This window comes from Nocardioides oceani (genome assembly GCF_030412965.1).
GTDB lineage: Bacteria > Actinomycetota > Actinomycetes > Propionibacteriales > Nocardioidaceae > Nocardioides > Nocardioides oceani.
The window spans coordinates 552,012-569,258 of record NZ_JAUHJQ010000002.1; the positions used below are offsets into that span (position 1 = coordinate 552,012).

General features: G+C 74.0%; 22 protein-coding genes. 14 read left to right on the plus strand and 8 right to left on the minus strand.

The window, feature by feature from the left end; genetic code table 11:
• The gene (locus QWY28_RS08190) at positions 1–549 is read right to left on the minus strand and encodes a GNAT family N-acetyltransferase (protein ID WP_300951881.1); all 549 of its coding nucleotides are present in this window, start codon (positions 547–549) and stop codon (positions 1–3) included.
• Between the two features lie 87 nt (positions 550–636).
• On the opposite strand from QWY28_RS08190, the gene paaA reads away from it, so the two are divergent.
• From paaA to QWY28_RS08220, 6 genes are read left to right on the plus strand one after another with little or no spacing between them, the layout of a single operon-like run.
• Positions 637–1,539: a 1,2-phenylacetyl-CoA epoxidase subunit PaaA gene (paaA, locus tag QWY28_RS08195; RefSeq protein WP_300951883.1), complete on the plus strand. Its 903-nt coding sequence runs from the start codon at positions 637–639 to the stop codon at positions 1,537–1,539.
• On the plus strand, positions 1,536–1,838 hold the full coding sequence (paaB, locus tag QWY28_RS08200) for a 1,2-phenylacetyl-CoA epoxidase subunit PaaB (RefSeq protein ID WP_300951884.1): 303 nt from the start codon (positions 1,536–1,538) through the stop codon (positions 1,836–1,838). The genes paaA and paaB overlap by 4 nt, the downstream gene beginning before the upstream one ends.
• Complete coding sequence (paaC, locus tag QWY28_RS08205; RefSeq protein WP_300951886.1) at positions 1,835–2,560, plus strand: 1,2-phenylacetyl-CoA epoxidase subunit PaaC; 726 nt, start codon at positions 1,835–1,837, stop codon at positions 2,558–2,560. The genes paaB and paaC overlap by 4 nt, the downstream gene beginning before the upstream one ends.
• Positions 2,557–3,060 (plus strand): 1,2-phenylacetyl-CoA epoxidase subunit PaaD, encoded by a 504-nt coding sequence (gene paaD, locus QWY28_RS08210; protein WP_300951888.1) that lies wholly within the window; start codon positions 2,557–2,559, stop codon positions 3,058–3,060. The genes paaC and paaD overlap by 4 nt, the downstream gene beginning before the upstream one ends.
• A 7-nt stretch (positions 3,061–3,067) precedes the next feature.
• Positions 3,068–4,105 (plus strand): 2Fe-2S iron-sulfur cluster-binding protein, encoded by a 1,038-nt coding sequence (locus QWY28_RS08215; RefSeq protein ID WP_300951890.1) that lies wholly within the window; start codon positions 3,068–3,070, stop codon positions 4,103–4,105.
• 46 nt (positions 4,106–4,151) lie between these two features.
• Positions 4,152–5,156, plus strand: a complete 1,005-nt coding sequence (locus QWY28_RS08220) for an aldo/keto reductase family protein (protein ID WP_300951891.1) — start codon at positions 4,152–4,154, stop codon at positions 5,154–5,156.
• On the opposite strand, the gene QWY28_RS08225 is transcribed toward QWY28_RS08220, so the two are convergent.
• Both QWY28_RS08225 and QWY28_RS08230 read right to left on the minus strand, forming a co-directional pair.
• Entirely contained in the window at positions 5,074–5,964 is an 891-nt protein-coding gene (locus QWY28_RS08225) for a hypothetical protein (protein WP_300951893.1), read from the minus strand. The two genes, QWY28_RS08220 and QWY28_RS08225, sit on opposite strands and share 83 nt — an antisense overlap.
• 29 nt (positions 5,965–5,993) lie before the next feature.
• Positions 5,994–6,590, minus strand: a complete 597-nt coding sequence (locus tag QWY28_RS08230) for a DUF3043 domain-containing protein (RefSeq protein WP_300951894.1) — start codon at positions 6,588–6,590, stop codon at positions 5,994–5,996.
• Between the two features lie 117 nt (positions 6,591–6,707).
• Here QWY28_RS08230 and QWY28_RS08235 point away from each other — a divergent pair, with 117 nt between their 5' ends.
• From QWY28_RS08235 to QWY28_RS08255, 5 genes are all read left to right on the plus strand, one after another.
• The gene (locus tag QWY28_RS08235; RefSeq protein WP_300951895.1) at positions 6,708–7,496 is read left to right on the plus strand and encodes a PspA/IM30 family protein; all 789 of its coding nucleotides are present in this window, start codon (positions 6,708–6,710) and stop codon (positions 7,494–7,496) included.
• Positions 7,493–7,771: a PspA-associated protein PspAA gene (gene pspAA / locus QWY28_RS08240; RefSeq protein ID WP_300951897.1), complete on the plus strand. Its 279-nt coding sequence runs from the start codon at positions 7,493–7,495 to the stop codon at positions 7,769–7,771. The genes QWY28_RS08235 and pspAA overlap by 4 nt, the downstream gene beginning before the upstream one ends.
• Before the next feature lie 57 nt (positions 7,772–7,828).
• Entirely contained in the window at positions 7,829–8,749 is a 921-nt protein-coding gene (gene htpX / locus QWY28_RS08245) for a zinc metalloprotease HtpX (RefSeq protein WP_300951899.1), read from the plus strand.
• Entirely contained in the window at positions 8,749–9,327 is a 579-nt protein-coding gene (pspAB, locus tag QWY28_RS08250) for a PspA-associated protein PspAB (protein ID WP_300951900.1), read from the plus strand. Before htpX ends, pspAB begins: the two co-directional genes overlap by 1 nt.
• A gap of 124 nt (positions 9,328–9,451) precedes the next feature.
• The gene (locus tag QWY28_RS08255) at positions 9,452–10,663 is read left to right on the plus strand and encodes a sensor histidine kinase (RefSeq protein WP_300951902.1); all 1,212 of its coding nucleotides are present in this window, start codon (positions 9,452–9,454) and stop codon (positions 10,661–10,663) included.
• Positions 10,664–10,680: 17 nt separating this feature from the next.
• Here the strand turns inward: QWY28_RS08255 and nadA are convergent, their stop codons facing one another.
• Positions 10,681–11,853, minus strand: a complete 1,173-nt coding sequence (gene nadA / locus QWY28_RS08260; RefSeq protein ID WP_300951903.1) for a quinolinate synthase NadA — start codon at positions 11,851–11,853, stop codon at positions 10,681–10,683.
• Positions 11,854–11,887: 34 nt separating this feature from the next.
• Entirely contained in the window at positions 11,888–12,766 is an 879-nt protein-coding gene (locus tag QWY28_RS08265) for a GNAT family N-acetyltransferase (protein WP_300951905.1), read from the minus strand.
• A 31-nt stretch (positions 12,767–12,797) separates the two neighbouring features.
• Between QWY28_RS08265 and QWY28_RS08270 the strand changes: the two genes are divergently transcribed.
• Both QWY28_RS08270 and erpA read left to right on the plus strand, forming a co-directional pair.
• On the plus strand, positions 12,798–13,871 hold the full coding sequence (locus QWY28_RS08270; protein WP_300951906.1) for a glycerate kinase family protein: 1,074 nt from the start codon (positions 12,798–12,800) through the stop codon (positions 13,869–13,871).
• Positions 13,872–13,941: 70 nt separating this feature from the next.
• Positions 13,942–14,304 carry an iron-sulfur cluster insertion protein ErpA gene (gene erpA, locus QWY28_RS08275; RefSeq protein WP_300951907.1) on the plus strand — a complete coding sequence of 121 codons (363 nt, stop codon included), beginning with the start codon at positions 13,942–13,944 and terminating at the stop codon, positions 14,302–14,304.
• A gap of 162 nt (positions 14,305–14,466) precedes the next feature.
• Here the strand turns inward: erpA and QWY28_RS08280 are convergent, their stop codons facing one another.
• A complete protein-coding gene (locus QWY28_RS08280; protein ID WP_300951908.1) occupies positions 14,467–14,721 on the minus strand; it encodes a hypothetical protein in 255 nt (84 codons plus the stop codon).
• A 64-nt stretch (positions 14,722–14,785) separates the two neighbouring features.
• Between QWY28_RS08280 and QWY28_RS08285 the strand changes: the two genes are divergently transcribed.
• Positions 14,786–15,772, plus strand: coding sequence for a carbohydrate kinase family protein (locus tag QWY28_RS08285; protein ID WP_300951910.1), 987 nt, complete (start codon positions 14,786–14,788; stop codon positions 15,770–15,772).
• A 25-nt stretch (positions 15,773–15,797) separates the two neighbouring features.
• Here QWY28_RS08285 and QWY28_RS08290 read toward each other — a convergent pair whose 3' ends face one another.
• Complete coding sequence (locus tag QWY28_RS08290) at positions 15,798–16,052, minus strand: sulfurtransferase TusA family protein (protein ID WP_300951912.1); 255 nt, start codon at positions 16,050–16,052, stop codon at positions 15,798–15,800.
• Positions 16,049–17,176 carry a cysteine desulfurase family protein gene (locus QWY28_RS08295; protein ID WP_300951913.1) on the minus strand — a complete coding sequence of 376 codons (1,128 nt, stop codon included), beginning with the start codon at positions 17,174–17,176 and terminating at the stop codon, positions 16,049–16,051. The genes QWY28_RS08290 and QWY28_RS08295 overlap by 4 nt, the downstream gene beginning before the upstream one ends.
• Between the last annotated feature and the right edge of the window lie 71 nt (positions 17,177–17,247).

The following is a 17,247-nucleotide window of genomic DNA, read 5'->3' on the forward strand; positions in this document are numbered from 1 at the left end:
TCAGTCGAGGCGCGTGTGCAGGCGGACCTGCTTCACCGTCGTCGTGCCCTCGCCGTCCAGGTCGAGCTCGCGGTGCGCCCCGTCCGGCGCCCACCCGGCGTCGGCGAGGAACCGGCGCAGCGCGTCGTCGGTGGCCACGGTCCACAGCACCGCGCGCCCGAACCGGTCGGCGCGCATGGTGTCCGCCGCGGCCTGCAGCAGCCTCGACCCGTGCCCGCGGCCGCGCTCGGCCGGGTCGACGGTCAGCTCGGCGAGCTCCGCGTCGGCGACCGGGTCGCAGTCGGGGTCGCCCGCGGGGCCGGTGACGGCGAACCCGACGACGCGGTTGTGCTCGAGCGCGACCAGCGCCCGGTGCCGGGCGTCGGCGGGCCGGGTCAGCGAGGCGTGCCAGGCGGCCGCGGCCTGCTCGACGGCCTCCGGACCGGAGGGGAACGCGCCGGGTGGCAGCACGCCGGCGTACGTCTCGGGCCAGGTGCGCAGCTGCAGGGCCGCGATCGCCGGGGCGTCGTCCGCCCAGGCGACGCGGACGCTGACGTCTGCGGTGCTCATGGCGCCATCCTGGCAGCCGCCGAGGTTTGTGACACCGCGGCCGCCGAGGTGGTGTGACCTGTCACACATCGGTGCTAGCGTGCCGGGATGGACCGCAGCACGACGGTGGAGCCGCGCGACCCGATGCCGGAGGGGTACCGCCGCACGCTCGTGCGCCAGATCGCCCAGCACGCCCACTCCGAGATCATCGGCATGCAGCCGGAGGGCGAGTGGATCAGCCGGGCGCCCAGCCTGCGGCGCAAGGCGATCCTCATGGCCAAGGTGCAGGACGAGGCCGGCCACGGCCTCTACCTGTACGCCGCCGCCGAGACGCTCGGCACGCCGCGGGCCGACCTCCTCGAGGCGCTGCACGCGGGCCGCCAGAAGTACTCCTCGATCTTCAACTACCCGACGCTCACCTGGGCCGACGTCGGCGCGATCGGCTGGCTGGTCGACGGCGCGGCGATCGTCAACCAGGTGCCGCTGTGCCGCTGCTCCTACGGCCCCTACGCCCGGGCGATGGTGCGGATCTGCAAGGAGGAGTCGTTCCACCAGCGGCAGGGCTTCGAGATCCTCCACACCCTCGCCCGGGGGACGGCCGAGCAGCGGGCGATGGCCCAGGACGCGGTCGACCGGTTCTGGTGGCCCTCCCTGATGATGTTCGGCCCGCCCGACGCGGACTCGCCGAACACCGAGCAGTCGATGGCCTGGGGGATCAAGCGCTTCACCAACGACGAGCTGCGCCAGCGGTTCGTCGACATCGCGGTCCCGCAGGCCGAGGCGCTCGGGCTGACCCTCCCGGACCCCGAGCTGCGGTGGGACGAGGACCGCGGCCACTGGCACTTCGGCACGCCCGACTTCGCCGAGCTCGCCGAGGTCGTGGCCGGCCGCGGCCCGTGCAACGCCGACCGGCTCGCCCACCGGGTGCGCGCCCACGAGGACGGGGCGTGGGTCCGCGAGGCGGCGGCCGCCCACGCCGCCAAGCGGGCGGCGCGGGAGCCGGCGGCATGAGCGGCGGCGCGAGCGGCGGAGGGGAGTGGCCGCTGTGGGAGGTGTTCGTGCGTGCCCGCCGCGGCATGGCGCACGTCCACGTCGGCTCGCTCCACGCACCGGACGCCGACCTGGCGCTGCGCAACGCCCGCGACGTCTACACCCGCCGCCAGGAGGGCGTCTCGCTGTGGGTGGTGCCGTCCGCGGAGGTCGTCGCGTCGACCCCCGACGTGCGCGGGTCGTTCTTCGAGCCGGCCGCGGACAAGGACTACCGCCACCCCACGCACTACACCGTCCCCGACGGGGTGCAGCACCTGTGAGCACGCCGGTCCCGTTCCTCCTCGGGCTCGCCGACGACGCCCTGGTCACCGCCCAGCGGCTCGGCTGGTGGATCAGCCGCGCTCCGGAGCTCGAGGAGGACGTCGCCCTGGCCAACATCGGCCTCGACCAGCTCGGCCAGGCGCGCGGCCTCTACGCCGTCGTCGCCGAGCTCGAGGGCGCCGGGCGCACCGAGGACGACCTGGCCTACCTCCGTGGCCCCGCGGAGTTCCGCAACGTCCTGCTCGTCGAGCGGCCGCAGGAGGACTTCGCGGTCTGCGTGGTGCGGATGCTGCTGCTGGCCGCCTGGCAGGTCGAGGTGTACGCCGCGCTGGCGGCGCGGGAGGGCCCGGCCCGGGGCGTCGCGGCCAAGGCCGTGAAGGAGGTGGCCTACCACCTCGACCACGCCGCGCAGTGGGTGCTGCGGCTCGGTGACGGCACGCCGCTGTCCCACGAGCGCACCCGGGCCGCGCTGGAGGCCGAGTGGCCCCACCTGCCCGAGCTGCTCGAGCCCGACGCCACCGCGCCGGTCGACCCGGCGACGCTGCGCGAGGCGGTGCTCGGCCGCGTCCTGCCCGTGCTGGAGCAGGCCACGCTGACCGTCCCGCCCCTGCCCGCGGCGCCACCGACCGGCGGTCGCGCGGGCCACCACACCGAGCACCTGACCGACCTGCTCGCGCAGATGCAGCAGGTGGCCCGAGCCCACCCGGGAGCGACCTGGTGAACGAGTCCGGAAGTGCCACGACGACGCGGTCGGCCTGGGACATCGCGGCCGCCGTGCCCGACCCCGAGCTGCCGGTGGTGACCATCGGCGACCTCGGCATCCTGCGCGACGTCACCGAGAACGACACCGGCTGCGTGCACGTCCAGGTCACACCCACCTACTCCGGCTGCCCCGCTGTCGAGACGATCCGCGATGAGCTGGTCGAGCGGCTGACGTGCGCGGGCTACCGCCGCGTCGACGTCGAGACGGTCCTCTGGCCGGCGTGGACGACCGACTGGATCACCGCCGAGGGCCGCGCCCGGCTGGCCGACCACGGCATCGCACCCCCGGCGCCGGCCCGGGCGGCAGGCGGACCGGTCGACGTCGAGATCGGCGTGCGCTGCCCGCGCTGCGGCAGCCCGGAGACCCGGGAGCTGAGCCGGTTCGGGTCCACCGCCTGCAAGGCGCTGCGCGTGTGCGGTGCGTGCGCGGAGCCGTTCGACCACGTCAAGCCGATCTGAGCCGGCCGTGCCCTTCCACCCGCTCGAGGTCGCCGACGTCGAGGAGCTGACCGACGAGGCGGTGGCGATCACGTTCCTCGTGCCGCCGGAGCTCGTGGCGGCGTACACCGCCTCGCCCGGCCAGCACGTGTCCGTGCGGAGCCCGGGGGATGCCGAGCGCCGCTCCTACTCCCTGTGCACCGCCCCGGCCGCCGGCTCGCTGCGGATCGGGGTGAAGCGGCTGCCCGGTGGCGCGTTCAGCGACCGGGTGGTCCGGTCCCTGCGCCCCGGCGACCGGCTCGAGGTGATGACCCCGAGCGGGCGGTTCACCGTCACCCCCGACCCCGCGGCGCGGCGGTGGTACGGCGCGGTGGCCGCCGGGTCCGGCATCACGCCGGTGCTGCCCATCGTCACCGCGCTGCTCGAGGGCGAGCCGGGGTCGCGCGTGACGCTGCTGCGGGTCGACCGGACCCAGCGGTCGGTGATGTTCCTCGACGAGGTCCACGACCTCAAGGACCGCTTTCCCGACCGGCTGCAGCTGGCGCACGTGCTGACCCGCGAGGAGCAGGACGTCGCGCTGCTCTCGGGCCGTCTCGACGGCGAGCGGGCCGCGCGGCTGCTCGACGCGCTGGGCCTGCACGGCGTCGAGGAGTGGTTCGTCTGCGGCCCGCAGCAGCTGGTCGCCGACCTGCGTGCCGTCCTGCCCGGCCGGGTGCACGCCGAGCTCTTCCACGCGGACCCGGTCGCGCGGGCATCCACGCCCCCGGTCGCCTCGACGGTCGCGGGCGCGGCGCGCGTCGTCGTACGCCGCGACGGGCGCAGCAGCGAGCTCGACCTGCGCCCCGACGGCCCGCCGGTCCTCGAGGCGGCCCTGGCGGTGCGTGGCGACCTGCCCTGGGCGTGCCGCGGGGGAGTGTGCGGGACGTGCCGCGCGCGGCTGGTCGAGGGCACCGTCGCGATGGACGCCGACTGGGCCCTGGAGCCCGAGGAGGTCGCGGCCGGGGACGTGCTCACCTGCCAGGCGCACCCGACGTCGGACCGCGTGGTGCTCGACTTCGACGCCTGAGGCCTCGCCCCGGAGCGGCTGGATGCAGGTGGGTACCGTCCGGGACATGGAGATTCGCAACCTCGGCGCGAGCGGCCTGAAGATCTCGGCCATCTCGTACGGCAACTGGCTCACCCACGGATCCCAGGTCGAGGAGGACGCCGCGCTCGCCTGCGTGCGGCAGGCCCTCGACGAGGGGATCACGACCTTCGACACCGCCGACGTCTACGCCAACACCGCGGCCGAGACGGTCCTCGGCAAGGCGCTGGCCGGCGAGCGGCGCGAGGGGCTGGAGATCTTCACCAAGGTCTACTGGCCCACCGGCCCCGGCAAGCACAACGACCACGGCCTGTCCCGCAAGCACATCATGGAGTCCATCAACGGCTCGCTGACCCGGCTCGGCACCGACTACGTCGACCTCTACCAGGCGCACCGCTACGACTACGAGACGCCGCTGGAGGAGACGATGGAGGCGTTCGCCGACGTCGTCCACTCCGGCAAGGCGCTCTACATCGGCGTCTCGGAGTGGCGCGCGGAGGAGATCCGCGCCGCCCACGCGCTGGCCCGCGAGCTGCGGATCCCGCTGGTCTCCAGCCAGCCGCAGTACTCCATGCTCTGGCGCGTCATCGAGGCCGAGGTGGTCCCGACCTGCGAGGAGCTCGGCATCGGCCAGATCGTCTGGTCGCCGATCGCCCAGGGCGTGCTCACCGGCAAGTACCAGCCCGGCCAGGCGCCGCCGGAGGGCTCGCGCGCCACCGACAGCAAGGGCGGCGCCGACATGATCGGGCGCTGGATGCAGGACGACGTCCTCACCCGCGTCCAGCAGCTGCGCCCCATCGCCGAGGAGGCCGGGCTGTCGATGTCGCAGCTGGCGGTCGCCTGGGTGCTGCAGAACGACAACGTCTCCTCGGCGATCATCGGCGCCAGCCGGCCCGAGCAGGTCACCGAGAACGTCAAGGCCGCCGGGGTCTCCCTCGACGACGCGGTCCTCAAGGCGATCGACGAGGTGCTGGACCCGGTCGTGGAGCGCGACCCGGCGAAGACGCAGTCCCCGGCGCGTCGTCCCTCCTGAGACCGGCCAGGTCCCGGCGGGGGGCCGCGAGCCACGCGGCCCCCGCCGTGGACAGCAGCAGGCCGGCGGTCACCGCCGGCCCCCAGCCGGCGCGAACGCCGTCCCCCAGCAGCAGGACCCCGACCAGCGCCGGCACGAACGTCTGCCCGACGATCATCGGCGCCGTGGCCGCCGACACCTCGTCGGAGTGCAGGCCGAGGGAGTAGAGCCAGAAGGCGACCAGGCTGTACGCCGGCACCGCGAGCGCGACCGCGACGACCGTCAGGTCGACCGGCGTGCCGGTCCCGCGCACGGCGATGGCGGACCCGGCGTACCCCAGCCCGGCGAGCGTGCCCAGCACGCCGCCGCCGAGGTGCCGACCGACCACCGCGAGCGCGGCGAGGGCGACGACGCCCAGCCACACCGCCGGCGCGAAGGCCGCGGAGGAGACGACCGGGCCGGCCTCCCCGGAGCCGATCGCCAGCAGCACGAGGCCACCGGTCACCACGCCGACGGCTGCCCACGCGGCCGGGCGGAGCCGCTCGCCGACCAGGGCGGCGGCCAGCGCCGTGACCGGGAAGGACATCGCGGTCGCCGCCTGCGCCAGGTAGAGCGGCAGCAGCCAGATCGCCACCGCGTGCAGCACGAAGCCGGCGAGGTACGCCGCGACGACACCCATCGTCCACGGGTCGCGTACCGAGGCGCGGACGAAGCCGAGCAGGCCCGTGGGGCGCTCGGCCACGCGACGTACGCCGTGGGCCTGGGCGACCGCGCCCAGCCCGAACAGCAGCGCCCCGCCGAGGCCGGCGATCAGCCCGAGCCAGCTCACCGGGGGCTCACCGTGGGCTCACCGGGTGCTCATCGGTAGTGCTCGGGGAGCTCCTGGCCGATCTTCACCTGCGCCTTGGGCAGCCGCATGAACTTCATCTGCATCGCGCGGGTGACCGCGTAGTACGTCGTGCCCTTGTGGCTCTCCTCGGGGAACCGGCGGGCCAGCTCGCGACGGAGCCGGAAGCGCAGGAACACCATGTCCATCACGACGAGCAGCACGGTGCCGAACAGGATCGTGTTGCCGATCCCGGCGAGGCGCTGGTTGCCGGAGTAGCCGAGGATCATCGTGAGGATGAGCAGCGGGATCATCAGCTCGATGATCGAGAACCGCGTGTCGACGTAGTCGCGCACGAACCGGCGGACCGGCCCGCGGTCGCGGGGCAGGTAGTAGCGCTCGTCCCCGGCCTTCATCGCCGCGCGGACCTTCTGGCTGGACTCGGCCCGGGCCTGGCGCTGCGCGCGGGCCTGCTCCTTGCGCGTCCGCGGGGTCTTGGCGCGGGCGCGCGCGGCGGCCTCCGCCTCCTTGCGGGTGGGCGTGGGACGGCCCTTGCCGCCGACCTTGGCGGGCACGGGCTCGGGGGAGACGACGGTCTCGGGCTTGCTGCGACGGAACACGGGGGACACGGAGGCCTTCTGAGGACGACGGACGGTCGGCCCAGCCTACCGGCGCCTCGCGGTCGGTTGCCGTCCAGCCGTAGGGTGAGGGACACACCGCAGGTCGTCTTGGAAGGGCCGTACCCGATGAGCTTGATGAAGCGCCTCAGCCTGATCTTCCGCTCGAAGGCCAACACGGCCCTCGACCGCGCGGAGGACCCGCGCGAGACCCTCGACTACAGCTACCAGCGGCAGCTGGACCTGCTCTCGAAGGTACGCCGCGGCGTCGCCGACGTGGCCACGAGCCGCAAGCGCGTCGAGCTGCAGGTCAACCAGCTCGAGCAGCAGGCCGCCAAGCTGCAGTCCCAGGCGCAGAAGGCCATCGACATGGGCCGCGAGGACCTCGCCCGGGAGGCGCTGACCCGCAAGTCGGCCCTCGCCGGTCAGATCAGCGACCTCCGGGCCCAGCACGCGCAGCTGCAGGGCGAGGAGGAGAAGCTGACCCTGGCGCAGCAGCGGCTCCAGGCGAAGGTCGAGTCCTTCCGCACCCGCAAGGAGACCATCAAGGCGACGTACACCGCCGCGGAGGCGCAGACCCGCATCGGTGAGGCGATGTCGGGCATCGGCGAGGAGATGGGCGACGTCGGGCTGGCCATCCAGCGCGCCGAGGACAAGACGGCGAGCATGCAGGCCCGCGCCGGCGCCATCGACGAGCTGATCGCCTCGGGCGCGCTCGACGACGCCAGCTCGCTCAACCGCGGTGACGACATCAGCCGTGAGCTGGAGGCGATGAGCTCCCAGTCCGACGTCGAGGCCGAGCTGGCCAGGCTCAAGGGCCTCGGCGCGCCCGCCCAGCCGCAGGCGATCGAGGGCGGCGACATCCTCGCGCCGGAGCCGCAGAAGGCGACCGAGCCCGGCAGCGAGGAGACCCGATGATCGTCCGCATCCTGGGGGAGGGCCAGTACGACGTCCCCGACAGCGCCCTGGACCAGCTCAACGCCCTCGACGCCGCGGTCGAGGCAGCCGTCGAGGCCGCCGACCAGCAGGCCTTCGAGGCTGCGCTTCCCGCTCTCCTCGACGGGGTCCGCGCCATCGGTGTGGAGCACGCCCTGGACGCCCTCGACGAGTCCGACCTGATCCTCCCGCCCGCGGACGCCACGATCGACGAGGTGCGCACCATGCTCACCGACGAGGGGCTCATCCCCGGCTGAGCCAGGCTGACGGCTGAGCCAGGCTGGCCCCTTGGGGTCACCGACGAGAATGGACCCATGGCACGCACCCGTTTCCTGCCCGACCGCGGCCTGACCGCCCGGATGACGCTGGTCATGTTCCTGCTGGGTGCGCTGTTCGTAGCACTGATCGGCGGGCTCATGGCCGCGGTCCGCAACCCCGGGCTCGCCCTGCTCATCGGTGTGGCCGGGCTCGGCATCGCCTGGTACCAGTGGTGGTCCTCGGACAAGGTGGCGATGCGCGCGATGCGCGCCCGCGAGGTCACCCCGCAGGAGGCGCCCGAGCTGCACGGGATGATCGACCGGCTCTGCGCGCTGGCCGACATGCCCAAGCCGCGGGTCGGCGTCGCGGACCTGGCGATCCCCAACGCCTTCGCGACCGGCCGGTCGCCGGACCGCGCGGTCGTCTGCGTGACGACCGGCATCCTCGGCACGCTGACCGCCGAGGAGCTCGAGGGCGTGCTCGCCCACGAGCTCTCCCACGTCGCCCACCGTGACGTGCTGGTGATGACGGTGGCCTCCTCGGCCGGCATCGTCGCGGGCATGCTGACCCAGGGCGCGCAGTACGGCGCGATGTTCGGCGGCAACCGCCGCGACAACAACAGCAACGGGCTGCCGGTCTGGCTGCTCGTCCTGCTCATCAGCCTGGTGACGTACGCGATCAGCTTCCTGCTGCTCAAGGTGCTCTCGCGCTACCGCGAGCTCGCTGCCGACCGGGCCGGGGCGTACCTCACCATGAAGCCGCACGCGCTCGCCTCGGCGCTGCAGAAGATCACCGGGGAGATGAACACCATCCCGCAACGCGACCTGCGCGCCTCGCAGTCGATGAACGCGTTCTTCATCGCCCCGGCGATCAAGGGCGTCTCGCTGCGCACGCTGACCTCGACGCACCCCTCGCTCGAGCAGCGGCTCGAGCAGCTGGCCGAGATCCAGTCCGAGCTCGGCCGGCCGAGCGCCTGATGGGCTTCCTCGACTCGATCCTGGGCCGCTCGAAGCCGAAGGCGGCCAACCTCGACGCGCTCTTCATGGTCCCGAGCGCGGCGATCACCCTGCAGACGACGCTCGGGCTGGCCCCGACCGGCGACGGCTCGGTCTGCTACCGCGCCGCCGCCGGGGCGGGCTTCGACCGGACGCAGACCGACGTGCTCGCGCTCCTGCGCGACGCCGCGGACGCGCCGGAGGTCGACGTCAGCAGCGACTCCTTCGGGTTCACCTGGCTGCAGGTCCACCGGGACGCCGAGGACACCAGCGGGCTGTGCACCGACCTGCACGCGGTGAACACCGGTCTGGAGGCCGAGGGCTTCGGCCCGGCGCTGCTGTGCTCGCTCGTGCCGTTCGCGGACCCCTCCGGGCGCCGGGTGGGTCTGGTGTACCTCTACAAGCAGGGCACGTTCTACCCGTTCGCCCCGGCGCCGGGGCGGGGCCAGCAGCGGGACAACCTGCTGGAGATCCAGGTGCGCGACGCGCTCGCGGCCGAGCTGCCCGTCGAGCGGGAGATGTCGCGCTGGCTGGCCATCTGGGGCGCCCCCGGGCTCTGACGACCTGACGTGGCCGACCCGCGCCGCGCCGTACCCGTTGTCCTGCTGGGTCGTTGTCCGGGCAGCGGCCCGTCCGGGGACAGCGCCGTAGGATCCCCAGACCGAGGAAGTGAGGAGCCGAACGGTGACCGCCACCCCCGAGACCGATGAGGTCCGCGTCGCCCAGATCGGCGAGTACCGCGTCATCACGCGACCGCCGCGCAGCGACCTGGTCGCGCTCGTCGAGATCGCCGCGCAGGTGGCGCAGGTGCCGCTCGCCACGATCAACCTCATCACCGACACCCACCAGCACCAGATCGCGACCGCGGGCTTCGAGGCCTCGGTGTGTGCGCGCGAGGACTCGATGTGCAACGCGGTGCTCCACGACCCGGAGCCGGTCGTCATCGAGGACGCGAGCAAGGACGAGCGGTTCGCGGACAACCCGTTCGTGACCGGCGAGATCGGCGAGGTGCGGTTCTACGCGACCCACCAGCTGCGGACGCCCAAGGGCGTCGTCATCGGCACCCTGTGCGTCTTCGACACCGTGCCCCGCACGATCACCCCGGAGCAGGAGCGAGCCCTGCAGGGGCTCGCCGACCGCGTCGTCGACCTGCTCGAGCTGGAGCTGCGCACCCGGGAGCTGAGCGCGTCGGTGCACCGTCTCGAGGAGGTGCAGTCCGAGCTGCGCCGCTCCAACGAGCAGCTCGCCGCCTTCGCCGGCCAGGTCAGCCACGACCTGCGCAACCCGCTCACCGCGGTCTCGATGGCCCTGCGCATGCTCTCCGACGAGATCGCCGAGCGCGACGGCGACCAGCAGCCCGGCCTGCAGTACCTCCTGGCGCGGGCGATCAGCGGAGCCGGCCGGATGCAGTCGCTCATCGACGACCTGCTCGCCTTCGCCCGCCTCGGCGGGGAGCTGCAGCGCCGCCCGGTCGACCTCTCCGCCGTCATGCGCGACGTGGCCGAGGACCTCACCACCGCGCTCCAGGGCGCGACGCTCGAGGTGGAGCCGCTGCCGGTGGTCACCGGCGACCCGGTCCAGCTCCGCGCCGTCCTGCAGAACCTCGTGGCGAACGCCGCGAAGTTCGTCCGCCCCGGCGAGAAGGCACACGTGACCGTCCGCGCCGAGCAGCGCGACGGGTTCTGCCGGATCGAGGTCGTCGACCGCGGGATCGGCGTCGCGCCCGAGCAGCGCAACCGCGTCTTCCAGCCGCTCGCCCGCGTGGACGACTCCGCCGAGGGATCCGGCATCGGGCTCACGACCTGCCGGCGCATCGTCGAGGCGCACGGCGGCAAGATCGGGCTCGACGAGTCGCCGTACGGCGGCACCACCGCCTGGTTCGAGCTGCCCGCCTGACCCTCGGGGCCGGGGCCTCAGTCCTTCTGCGTGCGGCCGGGCAGGGCGAGCATCCGCTCCAGCGCGACGAGCGCCCACTTCTCGGTGTCGGGGTCGACGGTGATCTGGTTGGGGACCGTGCCGGCGACGAGCGACTCGAGCGCCCAGACGAAGTGCGGCAGGTCGATCCGGTTCATCGTCGAGCAGTAGCAGACGGTCTTGTCGAGGAAGACGATGTTCTTGTCCGGGTGGGCGTTCGCGAGCCGCTTGACCAGGTTGAGCTCGGTGCCGATCGCCCAGCTGGAGCCGGCCGGCGCGGCCTCGATCGTCTTGATGATGAACTCGGTCGACCCGACGAGGTCGGCCTTGAGCACGACCTCGTGCTGGCACTCGGGGTGCACCAGGATGTTGACGCCCGGGATCGTCGCGCGCAGCTCGTCGACCACGGCGGGGGAGAAGCGGCCGTGGACCGAGCAGTGCCCCTTCCACAGGATCATCCTGGCGTCGCGCAGCTGCTCGGGCGTGAGGCCGCCGTTCGGGCGGAGCGGGTTCCACACGACGCAGTCGTCGAGGGTGAGCCCCATCTTCTGCACGGCCGTGTTCCGCCCGAGGTGCTGGTCGGGGAGGAAGAGGACCTTGGCGTCCGGCTTCTGCGCGAAGGCCCACTCCAGCGCCACCTCGGCGTTGCTGGAGGTGCACACGACGCCGCCGTTGCGGCCGCAGAACGCCTTGATGTCGGCGCTGGAGTTCATGTACGTCACCGGGACGACCGAGTCCAGGACGCCGGCGTCGGCCAGCGCGTCCCAGGCGTCCTCGACCTGCGCGAGGCGGGCCATGTCGGCCATCGAGCAGCCGGCGGCCAGGTCGGGCAGCACGACCTTCTGGTCCGGGCCGGTGAGGATGTCGGCGGACTCGGCCATGAAGTGCACGCCGCAGAAGACGATGAACTCCGCCTCCGGCCGCGCCGCCGCGTCGCGCGCGAGCTTGAACGAGTCTCCCGTGACGTCGGCGAAGGCGATGACCTCGTCGCGCTGGTAGTGGTGGCCGAGCACGAAGACCCGGTCGCCGAGCGCCTCCTTCGCGGCCCGGGCGCGGGCCACCAGGTCGGGGTCGGAGGGCGCGGGCAGGTCGCCCGGGCACTCGACGCCCCGCTCGGAGGTGCGGTCCACGCCGCGGCCGAGGGGGAGGAGGGGGAGGTCGACGGTCGTCATGGGCACCGATCCTATTCGCGCGGGGCGGACGCGCTCACAGGAGCGCACCGGAGTGAACGTACGGCGCCGGCGGCTTCATCCCGCGCAGCCCCAGGTAACCCTCCTGGGTGAGCGCGAGGCCCGCGTCGAGCCCGACCCCGACGGCCCACTGGTTCGCACCGGTCACGTGCCCCACGCCCACCGGGCCGGTCGACTCCGCGAGCGCGGCCCACAGCAGCCGCGCCGCCGTGCGCCGGTCCGAGGCGGCGAGCAGCGCCGGCCCGCGGTGGTCGAGGTAGACGTAGCCGCGGCCGGTCGAGGTGTCGGAGACCAGGAGCCGCCACGTGCGCAGCATCAGCTCGTGGTCCGGCCCGTGGCCGGCGCCGCGGGCGAGCCGGTCGAGGGAGTCCATCAGGTCGACGTCGCCGGCCGAGCCGTCGCGCACCTTCTCCACGACCGGCAGCGTGCTGCGGTCCACGGTGCCGGTCAGCCGCATCTGCGGGTGCAGCTCGAAGCCGGCGCGGTGGTAGGTGCGCACCGCGCGGGGGTCGGTCGACGAGGAGAGCATGCCGCGCAGGCAGGCCCGGCCGTGGTGCAGCGCCGCCGCGAGCAGCGGCCGCCCCACGCCCCGCCCCTGGCGGCCCGGCAGCACGGCGTACGTCGCCAGGCACCACAGCGTCTCTCGGCGCAGCGACGTCGCGATGCCGACGACCTCGCCGTCGTCCTCGGCCACCCAGCAGCCCTCGGGGTCGGTGCGCACGAGGTGCCGGGTGCGCTCGACCCAGGTGGCGCGGTGCGCCGGTGTGCGCGTCGTCGGCTCCGGCTCGTCGGCCCGGCGGGCCCGCCGGTCCACCTCGAGGAAGGCCGCGTCGCTCACGCGCTCGGCGGCCTCCACGTCGTGCTCGGTCATCGGCCGGATGAGCAGGTCGTCCACGTCCGGATGCTAGGTCGGCCAGGATGGGCGCGTGCGCATCCTCATCGCCCCGGACAAGTTCGCGGGCACGCTGACCGCGGTCGAGGCGGCCACGGCCATCGCCGACGGCTGGCGGCGGCGGGCCCCGCTCGACGAGCTCGACCTGTGCCCGATGGCCGACGGGGGCCCAGGGTTCGTCGACGTGCTGCACGAGGCGCTCGGGGGCGAGCTGCTCGCGGCCACGGTCCGCGGCCCGTTCGGCGAGCCGGTCCCCGCCACGCTGCTGCTCGCGGGCCCGACGGCGTACGTCGAGAGCGCGCAGGCGTGCGGGCTGCACCTGACCGGGGGCGAGCGGGTCGAGGAGGCGTCGACGTACGGCGTCGGCGAGCTCGTCGCCGCTGCCCTCGACGCCGGCGCCGAGGAGGTCGTGGTCGGCCTGGGCGGGAGCGGCACCAACGACGGGGGAGCGGGCCTGCTGGCCGCGCTCGGGGCGACCGCCGACCGACCGCTCGACGCCGGCGTCGCCGCGCTCGCCGGCGTCGGCCGGGTCGACCTGCCCGGCGTGCCGGTGCGGCTGGTCGCGGCGACCGACGTGGACAACCCGCTGACCGGACTCTTCGGCGCCACCAAGACCTTCGGGCCGCAGAAGGGGGTCCCCGAGGAGCGGCTGCCCGCGCTCGACGGCGTCCTCGAGGAGCTCGCGGCCGCGGTCGATAGGCGCACGTCGCTGGAGAAGGGCGCCGGGGCGGCCGGCGGCCTGGGCTTCGCGCTGCTCGCGCTCGGCGCCCGTCGCGCCCCGGGCATCGAGCTGGTCGCCGACGCCGTCGACCTGGCCCGGCGCGCCCGGGCGGCGGACCTGGTGCTGACCGGCGAGGGCGCCTTCGACTTCTCCAGCCGCTCCGGCAAGGTGCCGTACGGCGTCGCCGCGACCGCCGCCGAGGCGCTCCGGCCGTGCGTGGCGCTCGCCGGTCAGGTGCTGGTCGGGGCGCGGGAGATGCGCGCCCTCGGCGTGGAGTCGGCGTACTCCCTGGTGGACCTCGTGGGGGAGGAGCGGGCGTTCGCCGACCCCGCCGGGTCCCTGGCCGACCTGGCCGCCCGGGTCGCCCGGACGTGGTCCCGGGAATAACCGGCCGTGTGCGACCATTGAGGTCGTCTGTACCGCAGCACCGTCCCCGCTATCCCTTGGGAGCAACGACATGACCGAGCAGGTGGACACCCCCACTGAGCGCCGCACCGACCAGATCAACCTGAGCCAGGTCGCGGCCACGAAGGTGAAGACGCTCCTCGAGCAGGAGGGCCGCGACGACCTCGCGCTGCGCATCTCCGTGCAGCCCGGTGGCTGCTCGGGACTGCGCTACCAGCTCTTCTTCGACGAGCGCACCCTCGACGGCGACGTCACCACCGACTTCGACGGCGTGACCGTCGTCGTCGACCGGATGAGCGTCCCCTACCTCAACGGCGCGATGATCGACTTCGTCGACAGCATCGAGAAGCAGGGCTTCACGATCGACAACCCGAACGCGACCGGCTCCTGCGCCTGTGGAGACTCCTTCCACTGACCGAGCACCGGAACGACCCCCGAGGACCACGTCCTCGGGGGTCGTTCTGCGTTGTCACCCTGGGTGGGCACTCACCGGGTCCGGACACGCCGGTCGCGACCTCGTTCCTCGGTCGCGCGGCTCGCTCGACCACCGTCAGCGGGTCCGCTGGCGCGGCCCCGCTCAGTCCAGGTGCAGGTGCAGCGCGTTCGCGATCCGCTGGGCGGCCTCGTCGACGCGGATGTCGCGCTTGGCGACCTCGCGCGGGAACTCGTCGAAGTGCAGGCTGGGGACCGGTGCGGCCGCCGCGCGCGCGACCCGGTCCAGCCGGAGGTTGCGGCCGACGGCGAGGCAGTCGTCGTGCATCTCCGCGAGCGTGGCGGCGTCGTCGTACGCCGGGCGCGGAGCGGGCTGCCGGGAGGGGTGCTGGAGCGTCATGCGTTCGACGCTAGGGGCTACCGCGGGGTAGTCCTACGGGTACCGATCGGTAGTGTCCGGTGTCATGCCTTCTCCTCGGCCGCTGCTCATCGCCGGCTCGATCGCCACGGACCACCTGATGACCTTCCAGGGGAAGTTCGAGGACTCCCTGGTGGTTGAGCAGCTCCACAAGCTGTCGGTGTCGTTCCTGGTCGACGACCTCGAGATCCGCCGCGGTGGCGTCGCCCCGAACATGTGCTTCGGGCTCGGCCGGCTGGGCCTGCGCCCGGTGCTGGTCGGCGCGGCCGGCGAGGACTTCGGCGACTACCGTTCCTGGCTGGAGCGGCACGGCGTCGACTGCTCGCACGTGCGCATCTCCGAGAGCAAGCACACCGCCCGCTTCGTGTGCACCACCGACACCACGATGGCGCAGTTCGCGTCGTTCTACCCCGGCGCGATGGCCGAGGCGCGGCTCATCGAGCTGGCGCCGATCGTCGCGACGGTCGGCGAGCCGGAGTACGTCCTCATCGGCGCCGACGACCCCGATGGGATGCTCCGCCACACCGACGAGTGCCGGCAGCGCGGCTACGCCTTCATCGCCGACCCGAGCCAGCAGCTCGCCTTCGGCGAGGGCGACCTCATCCGCCAGCTGGTCGACGGGGCGGCGCTGCTGTTCTCCAACGAGTACGAGTCGCACCTGATCCAGCAGAAGACCGGCTGGTCGGCCGAGGAGGTCCTCGACCGGGTGGGCGTCCAGGTCACCACGCTCGGCGCGGACGGCGTGCGGGTGCACCGCAAGGGCGAGCCCGACATCGTGCTGCCCGCCGTGCAGGACGTGACGGCGGTGGAGCCCACCGGCGTCGGCGACGCGTTCCGCGCCGGGTTCCTCGCCGCGCTGAGCTGGGGCGTGGGCCTCGAGCGGGCGGCGCAGGTCGGCTGCGTGCTCGCGGCGTACGTCGTGGAGACGGTCGGCACGCAGGAGTACTCCTTCACCGGCGAGCAGTTCCTGCGCCGGCTCGAGGGCGCCTACGGTGCCGAGGCCGCGGCGGACGTCCGGCCGCACCTGCCCTGATCGGCGCCGCGGTCCGGGCGGCACGTCAGCCGGAGCGCCGCACCAGGTAGCGGGGCGACCCGTCCGCCGCGGCGTCCTCGCCGACGTACTCGTGGCCGCGCATGCGGCACCAGGCCGGGACGTCGGTTCGGGCGGCGACGTCGGTCGCGACGACCGCGAGCAGCGCGCCGACGGGGACCTCGCCCACCCGGCGGCCGAGGTGGATGACCGGCAGCGGGCAGAGCATGCCCCGGCAGTCCAGCTCGAGCGCGACCTCCGAGTCGTCCGGGGCGCCGCTCACAGGCCGACCTCGGCCCGGATGCCGGCGACGACCTCGGGCAGTGCGGCCAGCAGGCCGTCGACCTCCTGCTCGGTGGTCGTGCGCGTGAGGGAGACCCGCACGTTGCCGTGGGTGAGCGCGCCCATCGCGGCCAGGACGTGGCTCGGCTCGAGGGTCGAGGCGGTGCACGCCGAGCCGCTGGCCACGCCGAAGCCGCGCCGGTCCAGCCCGTCGACCAGCGCCTCGCCGTCGACGTAGAGGCACGAGAAGGTCACCAGGTGGGGCAGCCGGTCGACCGGGTCGCCGACGACCTCGGTGTCCGGCAGCGCGGCGGCGGCCGCACGGATCCGGTCCACCAGCGCCGCCTGGCGCCGGCCGACCTCCGCGCGCTCGGCGACCACGGCCTGCAGGGCTGCCGCCGCCGCGAGCGCGGCCGGGACGTTCTCGAAGCCTGCGGCGCGCTCGTCGACGCGGTCGTCACCGGGGAAGGGGTTGCGCCAGCGGGCGCCCTTGCGGACCAGGAGCAGGCCGACGCCGGCCGGTCCGCCCCACTTGTGCGCCGAGGCGGCCGCGGCGTCCCAGCCCTCGGGGAGCGCGAGGCGCCCCGCCGAGGCGCAGGCGTCCACGAACAGCGGCACGCCGGTGCCCGCCAGCGCGGCGGCCACCTCGGTCACCGGCTGCACCGTCCCGACCTCGTGGTTGGCCGCCTGGACCGCGGCGACCGCAACGCCGGCCGCCCCGGCCGCGCACGCGACGTCGGCGGGGGAGACCCGCCCGGTCCGGTCGACGTCCACGGCCACGTGCTCGCCCGGCACCCAGGCGGCCGCGTGCAGCAGCGCGGAGTGCTCGACAGCGGAGTGCACGACGGCGTCACCGTGCCGGGCCCGGCCGGCCCGCAGGCCCAGCAGGCCGCGGTGCACCGCCTCGGTGCCCGAGGCGGTGAAGGTGACCTCGTCGGGGCGGGTGCCGAGGCAGTCGGCGACCACCTCGCGGGCGTTGTCCAGGAGCAGCCGGGCCGACCGTGCCGTGCGATGCAGACGGCGGGGATCGGCGTACCCCTGGTCGAGCGCGGCGAGCAGCGTGTCGCGGGCCGCTGGGTGCATCGGCTCCGACGACGCCGCGTCCAGGTAGCCGCTGGTGGTCACAGGCCGAAGATAGACGACCCCCGGGCGCGTCCCGGGCGGTGGTTGAAGTAGTGTTCGACCTACTCGTGACC

Coding starts and splice junctions, on each gene's coding strand:
- paaB (WP_300951884.1), top strand. CDS start 1,536: ATGAGCGGCGGCGCGAGCGGCGGAGGGGAGTGGCCGCTGTGGGAGGTG.
- nadA (WP_300951903.1), bottom strand. CDS start 11,853: ATGACGACCGTCGACCTCCCCCTCCTCCCCCTCGGCCGCGGCGTGGAC.
- QWY28_RS08280 (WP_300951908.1), bottom strand. CDS start 14,721: ATGACGCTCCAGCACCCCTCCCGGCAGCCCGCTCCGCGCCCGGCGTAC.
- QWY28_RS08235 (WP_300951895.1), top strand. CDS start 6,708: ATGAGCTTGATGAAGCGCCTCAGCCTGATCTTCCGCTCGAAGGCCAAC.
- htpX (WP_300951899.1), top strand. CDS start 7,829: ATGGCACGCACCCGTTTCCTGCCCGACCGCGGCCTGACCGCCCGGATG.
- pspAA (WP_300951897.1), top strand. CDS start 7,493: ATGATCGTCCGCATCCTGGGGGAGGGCCAGTACGACGTCCCCGACAGC.
- pspAB (WP_300951900.1), top strand. CDS start 8,749: ATGGGCTTCCTCGACTCGATCCTGGGCCGCTCGAAGCCGAAGGCGGCC.
- erpA (WP_300951907.1), top strand. CDS start 13,942: ATGACCGAGCAGGTGGACACCCCCACTGAGCGCCGCACCGACCAGATC.
- QWY28_RS08190 (WP_300951881.1), bottom strand. CDS start 549: ATGAGCACCGCAGACGTCAGCGTCCGCGTCGCCTGGGCGGACGACGCC.
- QWY28_RS08220 (WP_300951891.1), top strand. CDS start 4,152: ATGGAGATTCGCAACCTCGGCGCGAGCGGCCTGAAGATCTCGGCCATC.
- paaA (WP_300951883.1), top strand. CDS start 637: ATGGACCGCAGCACGACGGTGGAGCCGCGCGACCCGATGCCGGAGGGG.
- QWY28_RS08285 (WP_300951910.1), top strand. CDS start 14,786: ATGCCTTCTCCTCGGCCGCTGCTCATCGCCGGCTCGATCGCCACGGAC.